The sequence below is a fragment of the Streptomonospora wellingtoniae genome, assembly GCF_031845375.1.
Classification (GTDB): Bacteria; Actinomycetota; Actinomycetes; order Streptosporangiales; family Streptosporangiaceae; genus Streptomonospora; species Streptomonospora wellingtoniae.
In genome coordinates, this window is record NZ_JAVREK010000007.1 from 1 (window position 1) to 17,912 (window position 17,912).

Sequence of the window (17,912 nt, forward strand, 5' to 3'; positions counted from 1 at the left end):
CGGCGCCTCCGAAGGCGACACCCGGCGTCCGCGCAGCAGAGCGAGAAGCCGAACCCTCCAAGACAACACCACGTTGGAGAGGCGACGAGCGAGCGGAGCGGACGGCGCATCCGCTGAACACCCCAAGGCGGCGTGGATCCGGCTGGAGGACGTCCGGCTCGTCTACCCCGGCAGGGAGTCCCCCGCGCTCGACGGTGCGAACCTGCTGATCGAGCCGGGCCGGTCGATGCTGCTGGTGGGGCCGAGCGGGTCCGGCAAGAGCTCACTTCTCTCGCTGCTGCTGCGGTTCACCGAGCCCGTGTCGGGCCGGATCCTGGTGCGCGACGCCGACGACCGGCCGGGCGCCGATCGCACCGGCGCCGGGTCGGCGCCGGACGGTGCGGCGTGGAACCCGTTGCCGAGCATTCCCGCCGACGCGTGGCGGAGGCGCATCGCGTGGGTCCCGCAGTCGCCCTACCTCTTCGACGACACGGTCGCCGGCAACATCCGGCTGGGCTCGCCCGGCGCGGGCGTCGACGAGGTCCGGCTGGCCGCCGAGCACGCCGAGGCCGACGAGTTCATCCGCGCGCTGCCCGAGGGCTACGAGACCCGGCTGGGCGAGCGCGGCGCCCGCCTGTCCGCCGGGCAGCGGCAGCGCATCGCCGTGGCGCGCGCGTTCCTGCGCGACGCCCCGATCGTGCTGCTGGACGAGCCCACCGCCCATCTCGACGCCGACAACGCAGCAACGGTGCGCAGGGCCGTCAGGCGGCTGCTCTCCGGCCGCACGGGCGTGGTCGTCGCCCATGACACCCGCTGGGCAGACGCAGTCGACGAGGTGGTCCCGGTGCGGGGCGGACGCGTCGAATCGGGAGTGGCCTCATGAGCGGCGAAAGCACCCCGCAGCCCGCGCAGAGTGCTGCCGGGGCCGCGGCGGGGGCCGAGCACGGTGCCCGCCCGGCCGCTCCCGGCCGGGATCCACTGTGGCGGATGATCGCGCTGGCGCGGCCGCGAAGCAGCCGCTTCGTGCTCGGGGTGGTGCTGGGCGCGCTCGCGACGGGGTCGGGGGTGGCCCTGCTCGGCGTCGCCGCGTGGCTGATCGCGCGGGCGGCCGAGCACCCGCCGATCACGGCGCTGAGCGTGGCCGTCGTCGCGACCCGGGCGCTGGGGATCTCCAGGGGTGTCACCCGCTACCTGGAGCGCCTGGTGACCCACGACGCCGCGTTCCGGACGCTGGCCGACGTGCGTGTGCGGGTCTACGAGCGGCTGGCGCGCACCGAGCCGGTCCGGCGGTTCCGCTCCGGCGACCTGGTCTCGCGCCTGGTCAGCGACACCGACGCCACTCAGGACCTGCTGGTCCGCGGGCTGACGCCGCCGCTGGCGGCGCTGCTGACCGGCGGCTCGGCGGTGGTGTTCTGCACGGTACTGCTGATGCCGGGCGGTCTGGCGCTGGGCGCGGGGCTCGTACTGGCGGGGCTGGCGGTGCCGCTGTTCGCGGCGGCACTGGGGCGGCGCCCCGGGCAGCGCCAGGCCGCGGCCCGCGGCGAGCTGGCCACGGCTCTGGTGGACACCCTCTACGGAGCGCCGGACCTGGTGGCCTACGGCGCGATGGACCGCGCCGTGGCGCGGGTGAACGACGCGGACGAGGAGCTGACGCGGATCGCGCGGCGCGACGCCGCGGTCCTCGGCTTCGGGGCGGGAGCGGTTTCGCTGATCACCGGCCTGACGGTGTGGGGCACGCTGCTGCTCGGTGTCGCGGCCGTGGAGGGCGGTTCGCTCAGCGCCGTCTCGCTGGCCGTACTGGTGCTGACGGCCCTGGCGGCGTTCGAGATCGTGGCGCCGCTGCCCGCCGTCGCTGCGCGGCTCGGGTCGATCCGCGCGGGCGGCGAGCGGCTGTTCGACATCCTTGACACCCCGCCCGAGATCGCGCCGCCGCCGGAGCCGGGGCGTCGGCTGCCGTCCGCGGGCGGACCCGACGGCTCCGGCGGCGACGGCGCGGGGAGCGGCCTGCGCGTGCGCTCCCTCAGTGTCCGGTACGGACCGCAGGAGCCGTGGGCGCTGAAGGGGGTCGATCTCGAACTCGCCCCGGGCAGCACCGTCGCGGTGGTCGGGCCCAGCGGCGCGGGGAAGAGCACCCTGGCGGCCGTCCTGCTGCGGTTCCGCGACCCCGACGGCGGCGCGGTGGAGCTGGACGGCGCCGACATCACCCGCTACGACCCCGACGAGGTCCGCGGAGCCGTGACCGGAGTGCCGCAGGACCCGCACATCTTCGCGAGCACCGTGCGGGAGAACCTGCGGCTGGCCGCACCGGGTTCGGACGACGACCGGTTGTGGGAGGCGCTGGGACGCGCCCGGCTGGCCGACGAGGTGCGTGCGATGCCGCAGGGGCTCGACACCGAGGTGGGGTCGCACGGAATGCGGCTGAGCGGCGGCATGCGGCAGCGGCTCGCGCTCGCGCGGGCGCTGTTGGCGGCGCCTCGGGTGCTTGTTCTGGACGAGCCCACGGCTCATCTGGACCCCGAGACGCGCGACGCGGTCACCGACGACCTGCTGACGGCGGCCGAGGGGTACTCAACGCTGCTGATCACCCACGACCTGGCGGGACTGGACCGGGTGGACGCCGTCTACGTCGTGGCCGACGGCGAGATCCTCCAGCACGGCACCCACCAGGAACTGGCGGAGGTGGACGGCTGGTACGCGCGCGCTCTGCACGTGTAGGGGACGGGCGCGGTGCGCGTCGGCGCTTCTCCGCCGCATGCCCGGCCCGAAGGACGAGGAGCCGGACGGCCCGCACACTCATGGGGCGGAGGCGGCGGCGCACGTCCCGCCCGGCGTGCGAGCGGTACCGCTCCGCACTTCTTCCACGCCGCAGCCGGCCGCGGGGCGCGGGGAGCAGCCGGTCGGAGCCGTCCACAGGCGGTGAATCCGTCTGGAACCGGGCCTTCCGGAACTTCGAGCATGGAGGTCGACCGGGCGTCCATCGGGGACGTCCTCAGCTCCATCGGAGGTGCACCATGCGCATGACCGCCCGAGTCCTGTTCACTGTCCTCGTCTGCACAGTGCTCGCCGTCGGCGTCGGACCGCTGCCACCGCCGCCGGCCGGCGGCGCGGTCGAGGAGGTCGGCATGCACGAGCTGGCGGGCTTCACCGTCGGACACCTGCCCGAGGGCGTCGGAGGCCAGGTCTCCGACTTCCACACCGAGTGGGGCGGCGTCGCGTTCTCCTCGCGGGTGTGGGAGCGGGAGCTTCCCGACGGCGGCTACACAGTCGACCTGAAGGTCAACGTCCTGCGTGGTGAGCGCTTGGGCGACCTCGCGGCGGTGCGGGACTTCCTCTCCGAGTACCACGAGCGCGACATGGCCGACGGGGCCCTGCGCCCGTTCCGCCACGGCGAGGCGGCCGGGCACCGGATTGACGGCCTGGTGTTCTGGCTTGTCGAACCCGGTCTCGTGGTGGAGGTGCGCCTGGATCCGGCGCACTTCGGCGAATCCGCGCTCACCGCGACCGCGCTGGGTGTGCACCGGGTGGAGCAGACCGAGCGGAGCGGCTGACCAGCGCCGAGCGGACTCGGGCCGACCGGGCGTCCCGGGCCCTCCGCCCCAGCCGCCGCAACCGCTGCGGGGGCCTGCCTTCACCACATCGTCCAGTCCACCCAGTCGTCCATCGGCCGCCGATAGCGCACCCGAAGGGCTCCGCCCTTGATGTTGCCGGTGATCCGGAAGTGCGGGGCCGGCGGGGCGGGTATGTCGGGCACGGCCGAGTCGCAACTGCCGAATAAGGACGTGTCCACGGCGGCAACAGCCGTAGCCGCGTCCGGAAGAACGATCTTGATAAAGCCCCACGGGCCGTGCAGCACGATATCGACTGTGTCGACGAGCAGGTTCGCCTCGGAGAAGTCCAAGCGGGTGTCGCCGTAGGGATTTCCGATCTCGACCCGCCGGGGCACGCGCCAGTTCCCGTTCCGGACCACGGTGCCGGCCGTCGAGCGGATGACCAGTGGAGTGGAGGGGCCGGTCAGCGCCGCCGCGCCGGCGCCTTCCCGCGGTGCGGGCACCGGCGCCGGCGGCGCGACCCCCGCCACGGGGAGATCGGCGGTGACGGGCGCGAGATCGGCGTAGGTGCGGGCACGGTAGGTCAGGTCGAGGCGTTCGTGCAGTTCGTCGAGCGTGATGCGGCCTTCGGCGACCGCCTCCCGCAGGAGGCGCGCCACTTCGTCGCGGTCGTCGTCCGACGCCCGCATCGACCGCGCATCGCTGTCTGGCTCCACTCCGCTCCCGTCGCCGTGCCGGACCGGTCGTCGTCGGCCGGGGCTCCGCGTGCCGGGGCGCTTCCGTGCCCTCGGCGTGCGCGAAAGTTCTGTCGCCCGTCGGTTTCACTTATAGCGGCAAATCATCCCAGAGGACTATAGAGGGACGGAATCATCTCAAGGTAAGCAAAACAAGACCCTGGGAAAAGTGCTCAGTATTCCGCTGTACGTGCGATGATTGTTCGTCGATTTGATCGGTGGGTGCGACGCGAGGACATCTCCCCTGCCTAGGCCCGGTCGTCGGCGCCGCGAGCAGCATGCCCGCGCTGCCGAAGCGCCATGCGGATCGATTCTTCGCATGCGGTCGTCCGCTCGCGGTGCCGGGTGTTCGGCCCCGGAGCCGGAGGAGCCGTCCCACCGGACAAGTCGGCTGAGGCCCCTGCCGGGGTAGGACGGGCCCCGGCAGGGCCCTGAGCCTCCACCCGTCCGCGGTGCGCGGCCGCGCCGCTCGGGCGCAGGCCCCCTCCGCACCACACTTAACGGACACCCCTGACACCGTGCTCCGCCACGGGAGCCGACTGGGATCGTTCCGCTTGTCTCCGGGCCTTTCCGCATCAGTCGCCCCTTTTTCGGTCAGCCGGAAAACTGCCTTCCGGACTCCGCAGGCACCCCGCTGAATCGGACCTCATCGCCCGCATCGGCACCATCCCACCCACTGCATCGAAAACACCTCCGAAACAGGCGCCGTGAGCTGCCCTTTCATCGCCGGGGACGATGCGCCGGAATCCGCCTGGCATCCGCCGTCCCGCCGCGTTTGCCCAAATTCCGGCGCGAGCATGCCTGTTAATGAACGCGCTGGTCGGCGGCCGATCCGCCCCCGAAACCCCTCCCGACACGACCTCGACACAGCACCTCAGGAACGCGACCGGAGGAATACGCAGACGTGCCCAAGCTCGCCATTTCCCCGACCTTCCTCTCCGAGTTCTCCCGACTCGACCATGGCATCCAGACCGCGGCGCTCACGGCCGTGCAGGCGTACATGACGGGCGACGGCGCCCCGACCGAGACCGTCGCCGACGCATCCGACCCCAGGGTCCGACTGCTGCAGGTCGGCCAGGAGTGGAGCGGAGTGGTCGCCCCCGGCGCCGAGGGCTCCGAGTGGCTGATCACGATCCGCCCGCACGACGAAGCGGCGGCGCTGGCGCGGGAACTGCCCGCGGCGGAGCGTCCGCCGGCGCCCCGTGCGGGATCGTCCGCGCTCGCCGAACCCGACGACGGCGCGGTCGAGCTCGTCGAACAGGCCTCGGACGGCTCCCCTGCGCTCACCGGACCGCCCCGCGTCTCGGGCCCCGAGGAGCTCTCCGCCGTCCTCGCCAAGTCCTTCGCCGACTGGCAGATCACCCTGCATCCGCGCCAGCACCGCATCGTCGACGCCCGCTTCGCCGGCTCGGCGCAGGTCACCGGAGGCCCGGGCACCGGCAAGACGGTGCTCGCGCTGCACCGCGCCGCACACCTCGCCCACCGCGACGCGGCCCGGCACCCCCACGACGAACGGCGCAGCATCCTGGTCACCACGTTCAACCGGGTGCTGGCCCAGATCCTGTCCCAGCAGCTCGACCGCGTCCTTCCCGACCGCGAGCTGCGCGACCGGGTCGAGGTCGCCACCGTCGACAGCCTCGCCCGCTCCCTGGTCCAGGAGCGCAGCGGACGCAGCCCCGAGACGCTCGGCCGCGAGGAGCTGAGTGGGCGCTGGCGCGACGCCGCCCGCGCCGACGGCCTGCCGTACTCCGGCCGGTTCCTCGTCGACGAGTGGGAGCAGGTGATCCTCGCGCAGAACCTCACCCGCCTGACCGATTACATCCGCTGCGAGCGCAGCGGCCGAATGCTGCACCTGGCGCCCGAGCACCGAACGCAGGTGTGGGAGACGATTCAGCGCTACACGGGCGGGATGGAGGTCGCCAACGAGTGGTCCTATCCGCAGGTCGCCCTGGAGGCCGCACGCGTGCTCGGGCGCTCCGGCCCCCGCTACCGCCACGTCGTCGTCGACGAGGCCCAGGACCTGCACCCGACCCAGTGGAGGATGCTGCGCGCCGCGGTGCCCGCCGGTCCCGACGACCTGTTCATCGTGGGCGACCCGCACCAGCGCATCTACGACAACCGCGTGTCCCTGGCCTCTCTGGGGGTGAACGTGCGCGGCCGCAGCCACCGCCTGCGCGTGAGCTACCGCGTCTCCCAGGAGATCCTCAGCTGGGCGATGCCGATCCTGGGCCGCCATCCGGCGTTGGGCATGGACGACAACGCCGACACCCTCGCCGGCTACCGCTCGCTGCTGCACGGCCCCGAGCCCGTCGTGCGCGGCTGCGCGTCGCGGACCGAGGAGCGCGCCGCCATGGGCGACTGGGTGCGGGTCTGGCTCGAGGCCGGCGTCGCTCCCGGCTCGATCGCGGTGGCGGGCCGCAACCAGTGGGTGGTCCGGCACATCGCAAAGGAACTGCAGGCCCGCGGCGTGCCCACCGCTCCCCTGGACTCCGCCGAGGACGTCCGCGCGGTCCGGGTGGGCACGCTGCACCGGCTCAAGGGCCAGGAGTTCCGGTGCCTGGCGATCGTGGGCATGAGCGATCCGCTGCTGCCGCCCAAGGCCGCGGTCGACTCCGCGGAGGGCGACCCGGTTGCACTGGAGCAGGTCTACCAGCAGGAGCGCAACCTGCTGTTCGTGGCCGGCACCCGCGCGCGCGATGCGCTCTACGTCTCCTACACCGGTGCGCCCAGCCGGCTCCTGCCGCGCGTGGACGGCGTCGGCCCGCACGCCGGGGCGGCCGAGCCCGCCGGGGCGCTGTCCGGAGTCTGACCGGCTGAGCCGGCCCGGTCGGCACGGCAGCGGTGGGGCGGTCTGCGGACCGCCCCACCGTCCGTTCGGCGGCGGCAGGCCCGCCCGCACCGGGGCGGACGGCGGCGCCGTCGGGGGGTGCCGTCGGCGGGCGCCGCCCTCAGGGCTTCACCCTCTCGTCGAGGCCGGTGATCTCCACCGTCCGGGCTTGGGCCAGCGGCTGGTCGGCCTCCAGGTCGGTCACGGTCATCGACGGCAGCAGCAGCGGGGGCGGGAAGTCCGGCGTGAACTCCAGCGGGATGCCCAGGATCCGCACCTTCATCCGGGTGACGTGCATGACGACGTCACCCGACATGGTCATCGCGGGGATGCCGAGCGACGTGGTGGTGCCGTCGTGCTCGCTCCACTGCCGCGCGCCGGTGAACTCCGCGGTGTCCATGGTCAGCTTGAGGTAGCGCACGGTTCCGCCCTCGACGGGATACTCCACCACACCCTCGAAGGCCGCACCCTCCATGCTCAGTTCGTCGGCGCTCAGCCCGGAGGTCTCGGTGTGGGCGAGCCACCGCCCGTCGCCCTGGTGCACCTGGAACTCGGGCGCCTCGCCGTCCTCCTTGGCCTGCCGGCAGGCTTCGAGCAGCGCCCGGTACTCCTCCTCACCCATGGCGGACGGCCCCTCCTGGACCTCGCACTCCGCGGCGGTCGGGGGCTCCTCCTCGCCCTGCCGGCCGGAGCCGTCCTGCCCTTCTTGCCCGCCGGTACCCGTACCGCCGTCGGTGCCGCCGTCCGAACCGTCCGCGCCTCCCGAAGGCGACGGCGCGGGCGAGGAGGTGGGGGTAGGAGTGGCGGAGGGGTCCCCGGGGGCGGGGGTCTCCTCGCCGCCGCCGAACCAGTCGTCCCAGGGCCAGGTGACCGTCGCGGGCACGGGGACCGCGATGGCCAGCGCCGCGGCCACCGCGGCCAGGGAGTGCAGCCGGTCACCGCCCGAGGAGCCGCCGGCCCCGCTGCCTCCTCCGGAGGCGGGGTCGTCGGCGGCCCGCCGACGGCGGCGCCCCGCGGAGTCGCCGCCGGGCGGGCCCTCCAGCGACGTGAAATAGGTGGCACCGCCGACTCCCGCGCCGCCGCGGACGGTCCCGGCCGCGCCCTCGGCGCCCTCGGCGGGGCTGCGCGCCGGGGCCGCTTCGTCGCGGGCCGCGGCCCGGTCGCGCTCCGGCGCGCCGGTTTCGGCGGAGGTTTCGTCCCCGCCGCTCTCCGCGGCCTCGTCACCGGCCTCGCCGGCCGCGCCCTCGCCCGCCCCGCCGCCGGGCCGGTCGATGGCCCGCTCCGCACCCGCGCGCCCGCGTTCGCCCGCGGGCTCCCTGCGCTCGCGGTGGGGCACCCAGGCCGCGGTTAGCGCACCGCCGACCAGACCGAAGAGCATCCCGAATACGAAGCCGCCGAAGTTCGAGGTGATGAAGGAGACCAGCGAGAGCAGCACCGCCGCGACGCCGTAGAAGATCCGCTGCGGCGGCTGGAGCCACACCAGGACTCCGACGGCCATCAGCAGGAGTCCGGAGAAGTACCCGGAGACGCCCGCGATGCCCTGCTGCACGATCAGGTCGAGGGGGTTGAGAGCGGGCGCCGCGACGATCACGATGCCGGCGAGGAGGATCAGCAGGCCGCCCCAGAATGGGCGGCTCCTGCGCCACTCCCGGAATGCCGAGCGCGTGGCCTTCCCCTCGCGTGGGGTGCCGTTCGGGGTCATCGAATCAGTAGCACTCGTGGTTGCCGGGCTTCACGCTCAGCTTCAGTCCGGTGAGGCTGAAGGTGCCGGCGTTGACCGACCACGCGGTCTGGCGGAGCCCGTCGATGGTGACGGTGTCGGCCTGCTGGCCGAAGACTCCGGGCTCGCCGCTCTCGCCGCTGGTGTTCTCGACCGTGCTGCCGTCGCGTCCGATCTCCATCTCGGTGAACTCGGCGTCGCCGGAGAGCTGCTGGACGTCGATCACCATGTTCTCGGCGACGGCCGGTTTTTCGCCCTGACCGGCCCTGACCAGCAGGGTCACCTCTCCGACCCCGGTATCCATCAGCACGGACTGGCAGAGGTTGCTCAGTTCGGCGTGGTCTATGACCGAGATGGCGACGGGGTGCTCGGTGCCGTCGGCGGAGGTCGCGGTGTCGGCGAACTGGGCGAAGCCGGACCCCTTGAGCTGGTCGGCGGAGACCTTGAAGCTCTCGCCCGAGACCGCGAACGACGCGGCGAGGGTGCCTTGGGCGGTCAGGCCGACGAGGATTCCCGCAGCGCCCAGCGCCGGGATGAAGGCGAGCGCGAACCGTTTCCACGCGGTGCCTCCGGAAGCGCGGGGAGCCTCCGCTTGCGTCTCCTCTGCCATTGGACTTCCTCCTTTACGGACACCGGTTCCGGAGTCCGCGACGGGGCGAGGGGGTGTGAGGGGTCGGCGGCGGTGTGTTACGCAGGACACCTTACCGGCCGGTAGGTGAGGAACATTACAATAGTTGATGTCACATTTCCAACCGCCCGACTCGCGCGCGGTTTCCGCCGGGAGGACGGCTTCAGCAGCATGAACGCTTCAAGGAAGGCGAGGCCGTGGCAAGGGACGAGAAGAGCACCGAGCCCGGGGGCGGCTCGGCCCCCACCTCCGGAACCGACGGGTCCGACAACGGCTTCGACTATGACGTCGCCGTGATCGGGTCGGGTTTCGGAGGCGCTGTAAGCGCCCTGAGACTGACCGAAAAGGGCTACCGTGTCGGCGTCCTGGAAGCGGGACGCCGCTTCACACCCGAAACCCTGCCCGAGACCTCGTGGGACGTCCGCAACTTCCTGTGGGCACCCGCCCTGGGCATGTACGGCATCCAGCGCATCCACCTGCTGCGCGACGTGATGATCCTCGCCGGCGCCGGAGTGGGCGGCGGATCGCTGAACTACGCGAACACGCTCTACACCCCGCTCGACGACTTCTACGACGACCCCCAGTGGCGCGACATCACCGACTGGCGCTCGGAGCTGGCCCCCTACTACGACCAGGCCCGCCGGATGCTCGGCGTGCGCACCAACCCGACCGTCACGCCCTCGGACGCGCACCTGAAGAAGGTCGCCGAGGACATGGGCGTGGGCGGCACCTTCCACCTGGCGCCTGTCGGCGTCTACTTCGGCGACAGCGCCGACGGCGACGGCCACCACACCGCCGAGCCGGGCAGCTCCGGCGGCGACCCCTACTTCGGCGGCGCGGGTCCCCGGCGCCGCGCCTGCATCGAGTGCGGCTCGTGCATGACCGGCTGCCGCCACGGCGCCAAGAACACCCTCACCGAGAACTACCTCTACTTCGCCGAGCGCGACGGCGCCGTGATCCACCCCTTGACCACGGTCGAACGGCTGCGCGAGCTGCCCGCCGAGGGCGGCCGGGGCCCGGGCTACGCCGTGGACGCGCTGGCCACCGGCGCCCCGCGCAAGCGCAGCTACGCCCGCACCTTCACCGCCCGCCAGGTCGTGGTCGCCGCGGGCACCTACGGCACCCAGACGCTGCTGCACCGCATGCGCGACGCCGGCATGCTGGCGCGGATCTCCGCGCGGCTGGGGACGCTGACGCGCACCAATTCCGAGTCGCTCGCGGGCGCGATGACCCAGAGCACCACCCCGGTCGAGGACTTCTCCCGGGGCGTGGCGATCACCTCGTCGATGCACCCCGACTCCCACACCCACGTCGAGCCGGTCCGCTACGGCAAGGGCTCCAACGCCATGGGCATGCTGGCCACGATCCAGGTCCCCGGCGGCGGCCGCGTGCCGCGGTGGCTGCGCTTCCTGGGTCTGGCCGCGCGCCACCCCTACATCTTCACGCGCAGCCTCTCGGTGCGCCGGTTCTCCGAGCGCACCATCATCGGGCTGGTGATGCAGTCCCTGGACAACTCGCTGACGACGTTCACCAAACGCGGCCTGCTCGGCCGCCGGATCCTGAGCTCGCGCCAAGGCCACGGCGAGCCCAACCCCACCTGGATCCCGCAGGGCCAGGAGGTGATGACCCGGCTGGCCGACGAGATCGGCGGGCACGCCGGCGGCACCGTCGGCGAGGTCTTCGACATCCCGCTGACGGCGCACTTTCTGGGCGGCTGCCCGATCGCCTCCTCCCCGGAGGACGGGGTCATCGACCCCTACCACCGGCTCTACGGCCACCCCGGCGTGCACGTGGTCGACGGATCGGCCGTCTCGGCGAACCTGGGCGTCAATCCGTCGCTGACCATCACCGCCCAGGCCGAGCGGGCGATGTCGCTGTGGCCGAACAAGGGCGGCGAGGACCCCCGGCCCGCGCCCGGCGCGGACTACCGGCGCGTCACCCCCGTGTTCCCGCACAGCCCGGCCGTGCCCGCAGGGGCCAGCGGCGAGCTGCGCTTCACGGCGCCGCTGCCGCTGAGCGTGGTCAACCGGCACGGACCCGGCTCCGCACCGGCGGAGGAAGCCGACCGCGTCTGACCCGGCCGCGGCGCGCCGCGGCGGCCCGCCCGGTCCCCGCGGGGCACCGGCCACCGGGAGCGCGGCCTCCCCCACCCCCGAACGCGAAGGAGGCGCCCCGTGCCCCCGCTCCGCAACGCCGTGGACCGGGCCCGGATCGTTCAGACGCCGGACGGCGCCGAACTGCAGGTGCACATCCGCGGCCCGGCCGACGCGCCGGTGACCGCGGTCCTGGCGCACGGCTGGGCGCTGGCGTCGGACACCTGGCGGCCGCAGGCCGCGCGGCTTGCCGCCGAACCCGGCGTCGCCGTGCGCACCGTCCGCTGGGACCAGCGGGGCCACGGCGGCTCCACGCTGGGCTCGCGCCCGCTGGGCAGCGCCGTGCTCGGCGACGACCTGATGCGCGTGCTGGAGCACTGCGCCCCGGAGGGACCCGTCGTGCTGGGCGGCCATTCGACGGGCGGGCGCGCGGTCATCGCACTGGCCGCGGCCCACCCCGGTTTCACGGCCGATCGGGTCTCGGGCGTCCTGCTGGCGGCGACCGGCGCGGGCCGACTGGAGGCGACCGGCCCCGGCCGGCCGCTCGGCGCGCGGGCGGGGGCCGCCGCCCGGCGGTGCGCGATGCGCGCGCTGGGGCTGGCTCCGGGTGCCGTCGACCGGCTGCGCCTGCTGCTTCCGCCGCACGCGGGCGCCTTCCGCGCGGCCGTGCGGCGGACCGCGTTCGGGCCGCCGCCGATCCGCTGCACGTGCGGGAGTGCGCCGAGCTGATCCACGGCACGCCGACCCGGGTGGTGGCCGGGTTCTACGAGTCGCTCGCCGGCCAGGACCTCTCCGCCGGGCTCGGCGCGCTGCGAGGGCTGCACGTGCGTGTGCTGGCGGGCGACCGCGACCGGGTGGTGAGTCCGCGCCACCCCCGCGAGCTCGCCCGCGCACTGCCGCGGGCGCGCCTGCGCGTGATGGCGGGCTGCGGCCACATGCTTCCGATGGAGGCGCCCGATGCGGTCGGCGCGGAGCTGGCGGCCCTGTGCCGCGGGGCGGTCGGTCTGCGGGAGGGCTGAATCAGGCCGAGCGCCGCCCGGCGCCGCTGCCGGGTGCGCCTCCGCCCGGCGCATCGTCCGGCGCCGCCCGGTCGGGCGCGCCGGCGCCCGGCGCATCGTCCGGCGCCGCCCGGTCGGGCGCGCCGGCGCCGCCGCCGGCCGTCCCCGCCGCAGCGCCCTTGCGCTCATTGATGTGCTCCAGGACCTCGGCGAAGTGCTCGCCCATCACCTCATGCAGGCTGCGAGCCATCGCGTCGGCGAGCATGGCGTCGACCGCGGTCTGGGCCAGCGGCCGCAGCCGGCGCACCAGCGTCGCGGTCTCGGCTATCTCGTCGCCCTGCAGGATGCCCTGCGGGGCGTGCTCGGCCAGGATGTGGTCGGCCACCGCGCGCACGAGCTCGCCGGCGAGGGCGCCCACACGCTCCTTGAGTCGCTCGGAGATGTCCAGCACGGTGCTCAGCTCCATGCCGGCGGCCACCAGTTCGGCGCCGGCGTTGAGCAGCCTCGGGCTGGGCACCCGGAAGCGCAGCCCTTCGCGCTCCAGCAGGCCCAGCCGCAGCGAACGCGTCACGTTCGGCGCGCTCACCTGCCCGGGGAACATCTCGCGCAGCTCGCGCATGGTGACGTAGCCGGGGATCTCGTCCGACCAGGGGTCGCCCATCGCCGACTCGAAGCCGAGGATGTCGTTGAGGTCGCCGCCGCGCTCCCAGACGGTGACGAGCTCACTGATGTTGGCGAAGGTATAGCCGCGCTTGAGCAACTGGCCGATCAGCCGCAGCCGCGCCAGGTGGGCCTCGGTGTAGATGCCCACGCGCCCCTCGCGGCGCGGCGGAGAGAGCAGCCCGCGGTCCTGGTACACCCGGACGTTTCGCACCGTGGTACCCGCGAGCCGCGCCAACTCGTCGATGCGGTATTCGGCCATGGCCCCAAGCCTATGGCGTCGCGCCCCGGCCGGCGGTCCACCGCGAGCGCGGGCGGGCGCGGCAACCGAATCCGGCACCGCCTCGCCTCCGCACACGACTACCGGTTGAATTGTGACAATGTCCGTTGTAATGTTTCGGCAACCGGTGTGGACGAGATCACATCCGCCCCTCAAGGCGCGGCCCGGCGCCCGCCGGCGGGACCAGCCGGTCCCCCCAGCGCCCGCAGCCGCCGGGCCGCCGCCGGATGAGGACGAGGAGGACCGACGTGACCGTTGAGCCGCAGACCCGCACGACCGACCGCGAAGACATCGCCAAGCGCCTGCTGCGCTCGTCGGCCAAGGCGTCCTTCGACCCCCTCGTGGAGATCGACTGGGACGCCCCTGTCGATCCGGACCGCTACGCCATCCGGCCCGAGCGCCTGTCCCTCTACGGCACCGAGCTGTGGGACTCCCTCACCGAGGAGCAGCGCAAGGAGCTCAGCCGCCAGGAGATCGCCAGCGTCGCCAGCATCGGGATCTGGTTCGAGACCATCTTGATGCAGATGCTGGTGCGCCACGCCTACGACCGGGACCCCACCACTAACCACGTCCAGTACGCCTACACCGAGATCGCCGACGAGTGCCGCCACTCGGTCATGTTCGCCAAGCTGCTGGACAAGCTCGACGCGCCCTTCTACCGGCTCGACCCGGTCGCGCACGTCCTCGGCAAGGTCTTCAAGACCGTCTCCAACGGGCCGCTGACCTTCAGCGGCGCCCTGTTCGTCGAGGAGATCCTGGACCAGCTGCAGCGGGAGATCATGGCCGACGAGGAGCTGGAGCCGCTCACCCGGGCGGTCTCGCGCATCCACGTTGTGGAGGAGGCCCGCCACATGCGCTACGCCCGCGAGGAGTTCGCCCGCGACTGGAACAGGCGCGGCGCCCTGGTGCAGCACTACAGCCGGCTGGTCCTCGGCCTGGTCGTCTACTACTCCGCGACCCGGCTGATCAGCCCCGAGGTCTACGAGCGGATTGGCCTGGACCCCCGCGCGGCCCGCAAGGCGGCCCGGCGCAACCCGCACTGGACCGACACCAAGACCTGGGCGGCCCGCAAGGTCGTCGCCACCCTCGACCGCGCCGGCGCCATCTCCGGCCCCGGCAGGTACCTCTGGCGCAAGGCCGGACTGCTCGGCCGCCCCGGCGCGGCCCCCTCGACCGCCGGCCCGGAGGCTCAACGCGCCTGAGCACCCGGGCCGGCTCTTTCCGCCGGCCCCGGCCGGGCCGCGCGGAGCTGCGGCCCGGCCGGGCGCCGGACCGCTCCACCGGCCGGAAAGGATCGGTTGACGTGACCGACGACCAGGACGTGACCGAGGACCAGGAGGCGGCGGCCCCCCATTTCCGGGTCGCCGTGATCGGCACCGGCTTCGCCGGGATCGGCATGGCGGTCCGGCTCAAGCGGGCCGGACTCGACGACATCGTGCTGCTGGAGCGCGCCGACGACGTCGGCGGCACCTGGCGGGACAACGACTACCCTGGCGCCGCCTGCGACGTCCCCTCCCACCTGTACTCCTTCTCCTTCGCCCCGAACCCGGACTGGAGCCGCAGCTTCTCGCCGCAGCCCGAGATCTGGGACTACCTGCGCCGGGTGGCCAAGGACTACGACGTGGTGCGCCACATCCGGTTCGGCCACGACGTGGAGGAGGCCCGCTGGGAACCCGAGCACGGCCGCTGGCGGGTGCGCACCAGCGGCGGCACCGTCACCGCGCAGTTCCTGGTAACCGGCTGCGGACCGCTCGCCGACCCCGCCTATCCCGCCATCCCCGGGCTGGACACCTTCCGCGGAGCCGTCTTCCACTCGGCCACCTGGGACCATGCACACGACTTCGCCGGCCGGCGGGTCGCCGTCGTGGGCACCGGCGCGTCGGCGATCCAGTTCATCCCCGAGATCCAGCCGACCGTGGGCAGGATGCGGGTGTTCCAGCGCACTCCGCCCTGGGTGATCCCGCGGCACGATCGCGGCATCACCGCGGCGGAGCGGCGGCTCTACAACGCCGTGCCGCTGCTCCAGCGCCTCGCCCGGACCTGCATCTACTGGGGACGGGAGACCTACGTCATCGGGTTCGCCAAGAACCCGCGGCTGCTCAGGATCGTCGAGAAGCTCGCCCGGGCCAACCTGCGGCGCGGGGTCGAAGACCCCGGTCTTCGGCGCAAGCTGGTCCCGGACTACACCATCGGCTGCAAGCGCATCCTGATGTCCAACGACTACTATCCCGCGCTGGACGCCCCCAACGTCGACGTGGTCACCGAGCCCATCGCCGAGATCGAGCCCGACGCCGTGGTCACACGCGACGGCACCCGCCACGAGGTGGACACGCTCATCTTCGGAACCGGCTTCCACGTCACCGACAGCCCTGTCTCGCACCGCATCCGCGACGGCGAGGGGGTGCTGCTCGCCGACCGCTGGCGCCGGGGTTCGGACATGCAGGCGCACCGGGGCACCACCGTCGCCGGCTACCCGAACCTGTTCGTGCTGGCCGGACCCAACACTGGCCTGGGACACAGCTCCCAGTTGTTCATGCTGGAGGCCCAGATCGGCTACACGATGGCCGCGCTGCGCTATGCCCACGACCGCGGCGTCGAACGACTGGAGCCGCGCGCCGAGGCGCAGGAAGCCTACAGCCGGTGGGTCCAGGACAAGACGGGGGGCACCGTCTGGGTCACGGGCGGCTGCGACAGCTGGTATCTCAACGACCAGGGCCGCAACACCACGCTGTGGCCCGGCTTCACCTGGGACTACAAGCTGCGCACCAGCCGCTTCGACCCCGGCGGCTACCGCCTGTGGCCCGCGCCCGCGTCCGGCCGGACGCGAGCCGCGGCGGGCCGGGCGCGGGAAGGGGGCAGGCGGCAGTGAGCGGGATGGGCGACGACGAGGAGGAGTACCACGGGTCGGCGACCCTGGTCGCGGGCGGCGTCGAGGCCGAGGTCGAGACGCACCTCGCCGGGCGCTTCGACCCGCTTGTGGGCGCCTACCGCTGGGTCGGCCGCGTCTCCGCCGGTCCGGCGGCCGACGCCGCCTACCGGTCCGGCGATACCGAGGTCCTGCTGCGCACCCCCGGGGGGCACGAGGGCGCCGGCACGCTGGCCGAGACCAACGTCTGGGGCGGGTACCGCATCGTGGGCACCGGGACGCCCCCGTTCGCGGTGCCCGAGGTCGCGCCCGACGAGGACTGAGGCGCGGCCGGGGCGGTCCGCCGCGGGCCGGTTACCAGGGGTCCTCCTGGCGGAAGAACGCCGCGCCGGCCCGGTGGACCTCCAGCTCGGCGTAGCCGGGCTTGATCACCCGGTCGATGAGCGCCAGGCGCTCGTCGTGGCCGATGAAGGCCGACTTCATCGCGTTGACCGTGAACCAGCGCAACGTCTCGGCGGTGTAGCCGAACTCCGCGCTGATCCGCGCCAGCTCCTCGCTGAGGCAGGTGCTGTCCAGCAGCCGGTTGTCGGTGTTGACGGTGACGCGGAACCGCAGCCGGCGCAGCGCGTCGACCGGGTGCTCGGCCAGCGACGGCAGCACCCCGGAGCTGACGTTGGAGGTCGGGCACAGCTCCAGCGGGATGCGCTTGTCGCGGATGTAGGCGGCGAGTTCGCCCAGCTTGGCGGAGCCGTCGTCGGCGAGGGCGATGTCGTCGACGATCCGCACTCCCTGGCCGAGGCGGTCGGCGCCGCACCACTGGATCGCCTCCCAGATGGAGGACGGCCCGAACCCCTCGCCGGCGTGCAGGGTGAGGTGGAAGTTGGCCCGCTTGACGTGCTCGCAGGCGGAGATGTGGCGGGTGGGCGGGAAGCCGGCCTCGGGTCCGGCGATGTCGAAGCCCACCACGCCGCGGTGCCGGTAGCGCACCGCCAGATCGGCTATCTCCAGGGAGTCGGCGGCCTGGCGCATGGCCGTGAGGAGCAGGCGCACGTCCGTGTGCGCACCGAACAGCCGCGCCTTGGCTCGACCGACCCGCAGTCCTTCCAGCACCGCGTCCACGACCTGCTCGCGGGTCAGCCCGCCTTCGGTGTGCTGCTCGGGCGCGAGCTTGACCTCGGCGTAGACCACGCCGTCGTCAGCGAGGTCCTGGGCGCACTCGGCGGCCGCGCGGGTCAGGGACTCGGTGTCCTGCAGCAGCGCCGGGAGCGGGTCCAGCCGGCGGGCCCGCTCCTCCGGGGTGGTCGCCGCGGCGGCGAACCAGTCCCGCAGGCGGGCGGGGTCGTCGGCGGGCAGGTCGGCGCCGGAGCGCGCGGCCAAGTCAAGCACGGTGCGCGGACGCAGGCCGCCGACGAGGTGGTCGTGCAGCAGCACCTTGGGTAGGCGCCGGATCGTCTCGTAGCCGAGTGGTGTCATCTTCCTCCTTGGAGTCCGTCGGGTTCAGACGCTGAGGGCGGTCACCGCCCTCATGCGGGTAAATTGCCCGGAAGTCTAGACGACCCCCGTCCGGCGCGGGCCGGGA

15 protein-coding genes are annotated in these 17,912 nt (G+C 73.4%); 10 read left to right on the forward strand and 5 right to left on the reverse strand.

The features are described 5' to 3' along the window. The 3 genes from RM446_RS08680 to RM446_RS08690 form a co-directional block, all read left to right on the forward strand. Positions 1–862, forward strand: an 862-nt coding sequence (locus RM446_RS08680) for an ATP-binding cassette domain-containing protein (protein WP_311544674.1), incomplete at its 5' end; no start/stop codon positions are given. Continuing rightward, complete coding sequence (gene cydC, locus RM446_RS08685; RefSeq protein ID WP_449657176.1) at positions 859–2,694, forward strand: thiol reductant ABC exporter subunit CydC; 1,836 nt, start codon at positions 859–861, stop codon at positions 2,692–2,694. The genes RM446_RS08680 and cydC, both read left to right, overlap by 4 nt. Before the next feature lie 302 nt (positions 2,695–2,996). Beyond that, complete coding sequence (locus RM446_RS08690; protein WP_311544675.1) at positions 2,997–3,527, forward strand: hypothetical protein; 531 nt, start codon at positions 2,997–2,999, stop codon at positions 3,525–3,527. Positions 3,528–3,607: 80 nt separating this feature from the next. Here RM446_RS08690 and RM446_RS08695 read toward each other — a convergent pair whose 3' ends face one another. Continuing rightward, on the reverse strand, positions 3,608–4,243 hold the full coding sequence (locus tag RM446_RS08695) for a DUF1707 SHOCT-like domain-containing protein (protein ID WP_311544676.1): 636 nt from the start codon (positions 4,241–4,243) through the stop codon (positions 3,608–3,610). 922 nt (positions 4,244–5,165) lie between these two features. On the opposite strand from RM446_RS08695, the gene RM446_RS08700 reads away from it, so the two are divergent. Next, complete coding sequence (locus RM446_RS08700) at positions 5,166–7,070, forward strand: UvrD-helicase domain-containing protein (protein ID WP_311544677.1); 1,905 nt, start codon at positions 5,166–5,168, stop codon at positions 7,068–7,070. A 139-nt stretch (positions 7,071–7,209) separates the two neighbouring features. On the opposite strand, the gene RM446_RS08705 is transcribed toward RM446_RS08700, so the two are convergent. Both RM446_RS08705 and RM446_RS08710 read right to left on the reverse strand, forming a co-directional pair. After that, positions 7,210–8,790: a DUF6114 domain-containing protein gene (locus RM446_RS08705; RefSeq protein WP_311544678.1), complete on the reverse strand. Its 1,581-nt coding sequence runs from the start codon at positions 8,788–8,790 to the stop codon at positions 7,210–7,212. Between the two features lie 4 nt (positions 8,791–8,794). Further along, positions 8,795–9,418, reverse strand: coding sequence for a DUF6230 family protein (locus RM446_RS08710; protein ID WP_311544679.1), 624 nt, complete (start codon positions 9,416–9,418; stop codon positions 8,795–8,797). 311 nt (positions 9,419–9,729) lie between these two features. On the opposite strand from RM446_RS08710, the gene RM446_RS08715 reads away from it, so the two are divergent. The 3 genes from RM446_RS08715 (at position 9,730) to RM446_RS08725 (ending at position 12,548) form a co-directional block, all read left to right on the forward strand. After that, positions 9,730–11,511, forward strand: coding sequence for a GMC family oxidoreductase (locus RM446_RS08715; RefSeq protein ID WP_311544825.1), 1,782 nt, complete (start codon positions 9,730–9,732; stop codon positions 11,509–11,511). Positions 11,512–11,610: 99 nt separating this feature from the next. Continuing rightward, positions 11,611–12,258, forward strand: coding sequence for an alpha/beta fold hydrolase (locus RM446_RS08720; protein WP_311544680.1), 648 nt, complete (start codon positions 11,611–11,613; stop codon positions 12,256–12,258). Beyond that, positions 12,237–12,548, forward strand: a complete 312-nt coding sequence (locus RM446_RS08725; RefSeq protein WP_311544681.1) for an alpha/beta fold hydrolase — start codon at positions 12,237–12,239, stop codon at positions 12,546–12,548. Before RM446_RS08720 ends, RM446_RS08725 begins: the two co-directional genes overlap by 22 nt. A gap of 1 nt (position 12,549) precedes the next feature. On the opposite strand, the gene RM446_RS08730 is transcribed toward RM446_RS08725, so the two are convergent. Beyond that, a complete protein-coding gene (locus tag RM446_RS08730; protein ID WP_311544682.1) occupies positions 12,550–13,449 on the reverse strand; it encodes a MerR family transcriptional regulator in 900 nt (299 codons plus the stop codon). A gap of 245 nt (positions 13,450–13,694) precedes the next feature. Between RM446_RS08730 and RM446_RS08735 the strand changes: the two genes are divergently transcribed. The 3 genes from RM446_RS08735 (at position 13,695) to RM446_RS08745 (ending at position 16,656) form a co-directional block, all read left to right on the forward strand. Beyond that, positions 13,695–14,669, forward strand: a complete 975-nt coding sequence (locus tag RM446_RS08735) for an AurF N-oxygenase family protein (RefSeq protein WP_311544683.1) — start codon at positions 13,695–13,697, stop codon at positions 14,667–14,669. A 101-nt stretch (positions 14,670–14,770) separates the two neighbouring features. Beyond that, complete coding sequence (locus RM446_RS08740; RefSeq protein ID WP_311544684.1) at positions 14,771–16,336, forward strand: flavin-containing monooxygenase; 1,566 nt, start codon at positions 14,771–14,773, stop codon at positions 16,334–16,336. 5 nt (positions 16,337–16,341) lie between these two features. Continuing rightward, positions 16,342–16,656 carry a DUF4873 domain-containing protein gene (locus tag RM446_RS08745; protein WP_398694811.1) on the forward strand — a complete coding sequence of 105 codons (315 nt, stop codon included), beginning with the start codon at positions 16,342–16,344 and terminating at the stop codon, positions 16,654–16,656. Between the two features lie 31 nt (positions 16,657–16,687). Here RM446_RS08745 and RM446_RS08750 read toward each other — a convergent pair whose 3' ends face one another. After that, positions 16,688–17,806 (reverse strand): adenosine deaminase, encoded by a 1,119-nt coding sequence (locus RM446_RS08750; protein WP_311544686.1) that lies wholly within the window; start codon positions 17,804–17,806, stop codon positions 16,688–16,690. Between the last annotated feature and the right edge of the window lie 106 nt (positions 17,807–17,912).

Excerpts from the sequence above, each read along its gene's own strand:
- RM446_RS08750 (WP_311544686.1), bottom strand. The coding sequence starts at position 17,806 with ATGACACCACTCGGCTACGAGACGATCCGGCGCCTACCCAAGGTGCTG.
- RM446_RS08705 (WP_311544678.1), bottom strand. The coding sequence starts at position 8,790 with ATGACCCCGAACGGCACCCCACGCGAGGGGAAGGCCACGCGCTCGGCA.
- RM446_RS08690 (WP_311544675.1), top strand. The coding sequence starts at position 2,997 with ATGACCGCCCGAGTCCTGTTCACTGTCCTCGTCTGCACAGTGCTCGCC.
- RM446_RS08745 (WP_398694811.1), top strand. The coding sequence starts at position 16,342 with ATGGGCGACGACGAGGAGGAGTACCACGGGTCGGCGACCCTGGTCGCG.
- RM446_RS08735 (WP_311544683.1), top strand. The coding sequence starts at position 13,695 with ATGAGGACGAGGAGGACCGACGTGACCGTTGAGCCGCAGACCCGCACG.
- cydC (WP_449657176.1), top strand. The coding sequence starts at position 859 with ATGAGCGGCGAAAGCACCCCGCAGCCCGCGCAGAGTGCTGCCGGGGCC.
- RM446_RS08710 (WP_311544679.1), bottom strand. The coding sequence starts at position 9,418 with ATGGCAGAGGAGACGCAAGCGGAGGCTCCCCGCGCTTCCGGAGGCACC.
- RM446_RS08730 (WP_311544682.1), bottom strand. The coding sequence starts at position 13,449 with ATGGCCGAATACCGCATCGACGAGTTGGCGCGGCTCGCGGGTACCACG.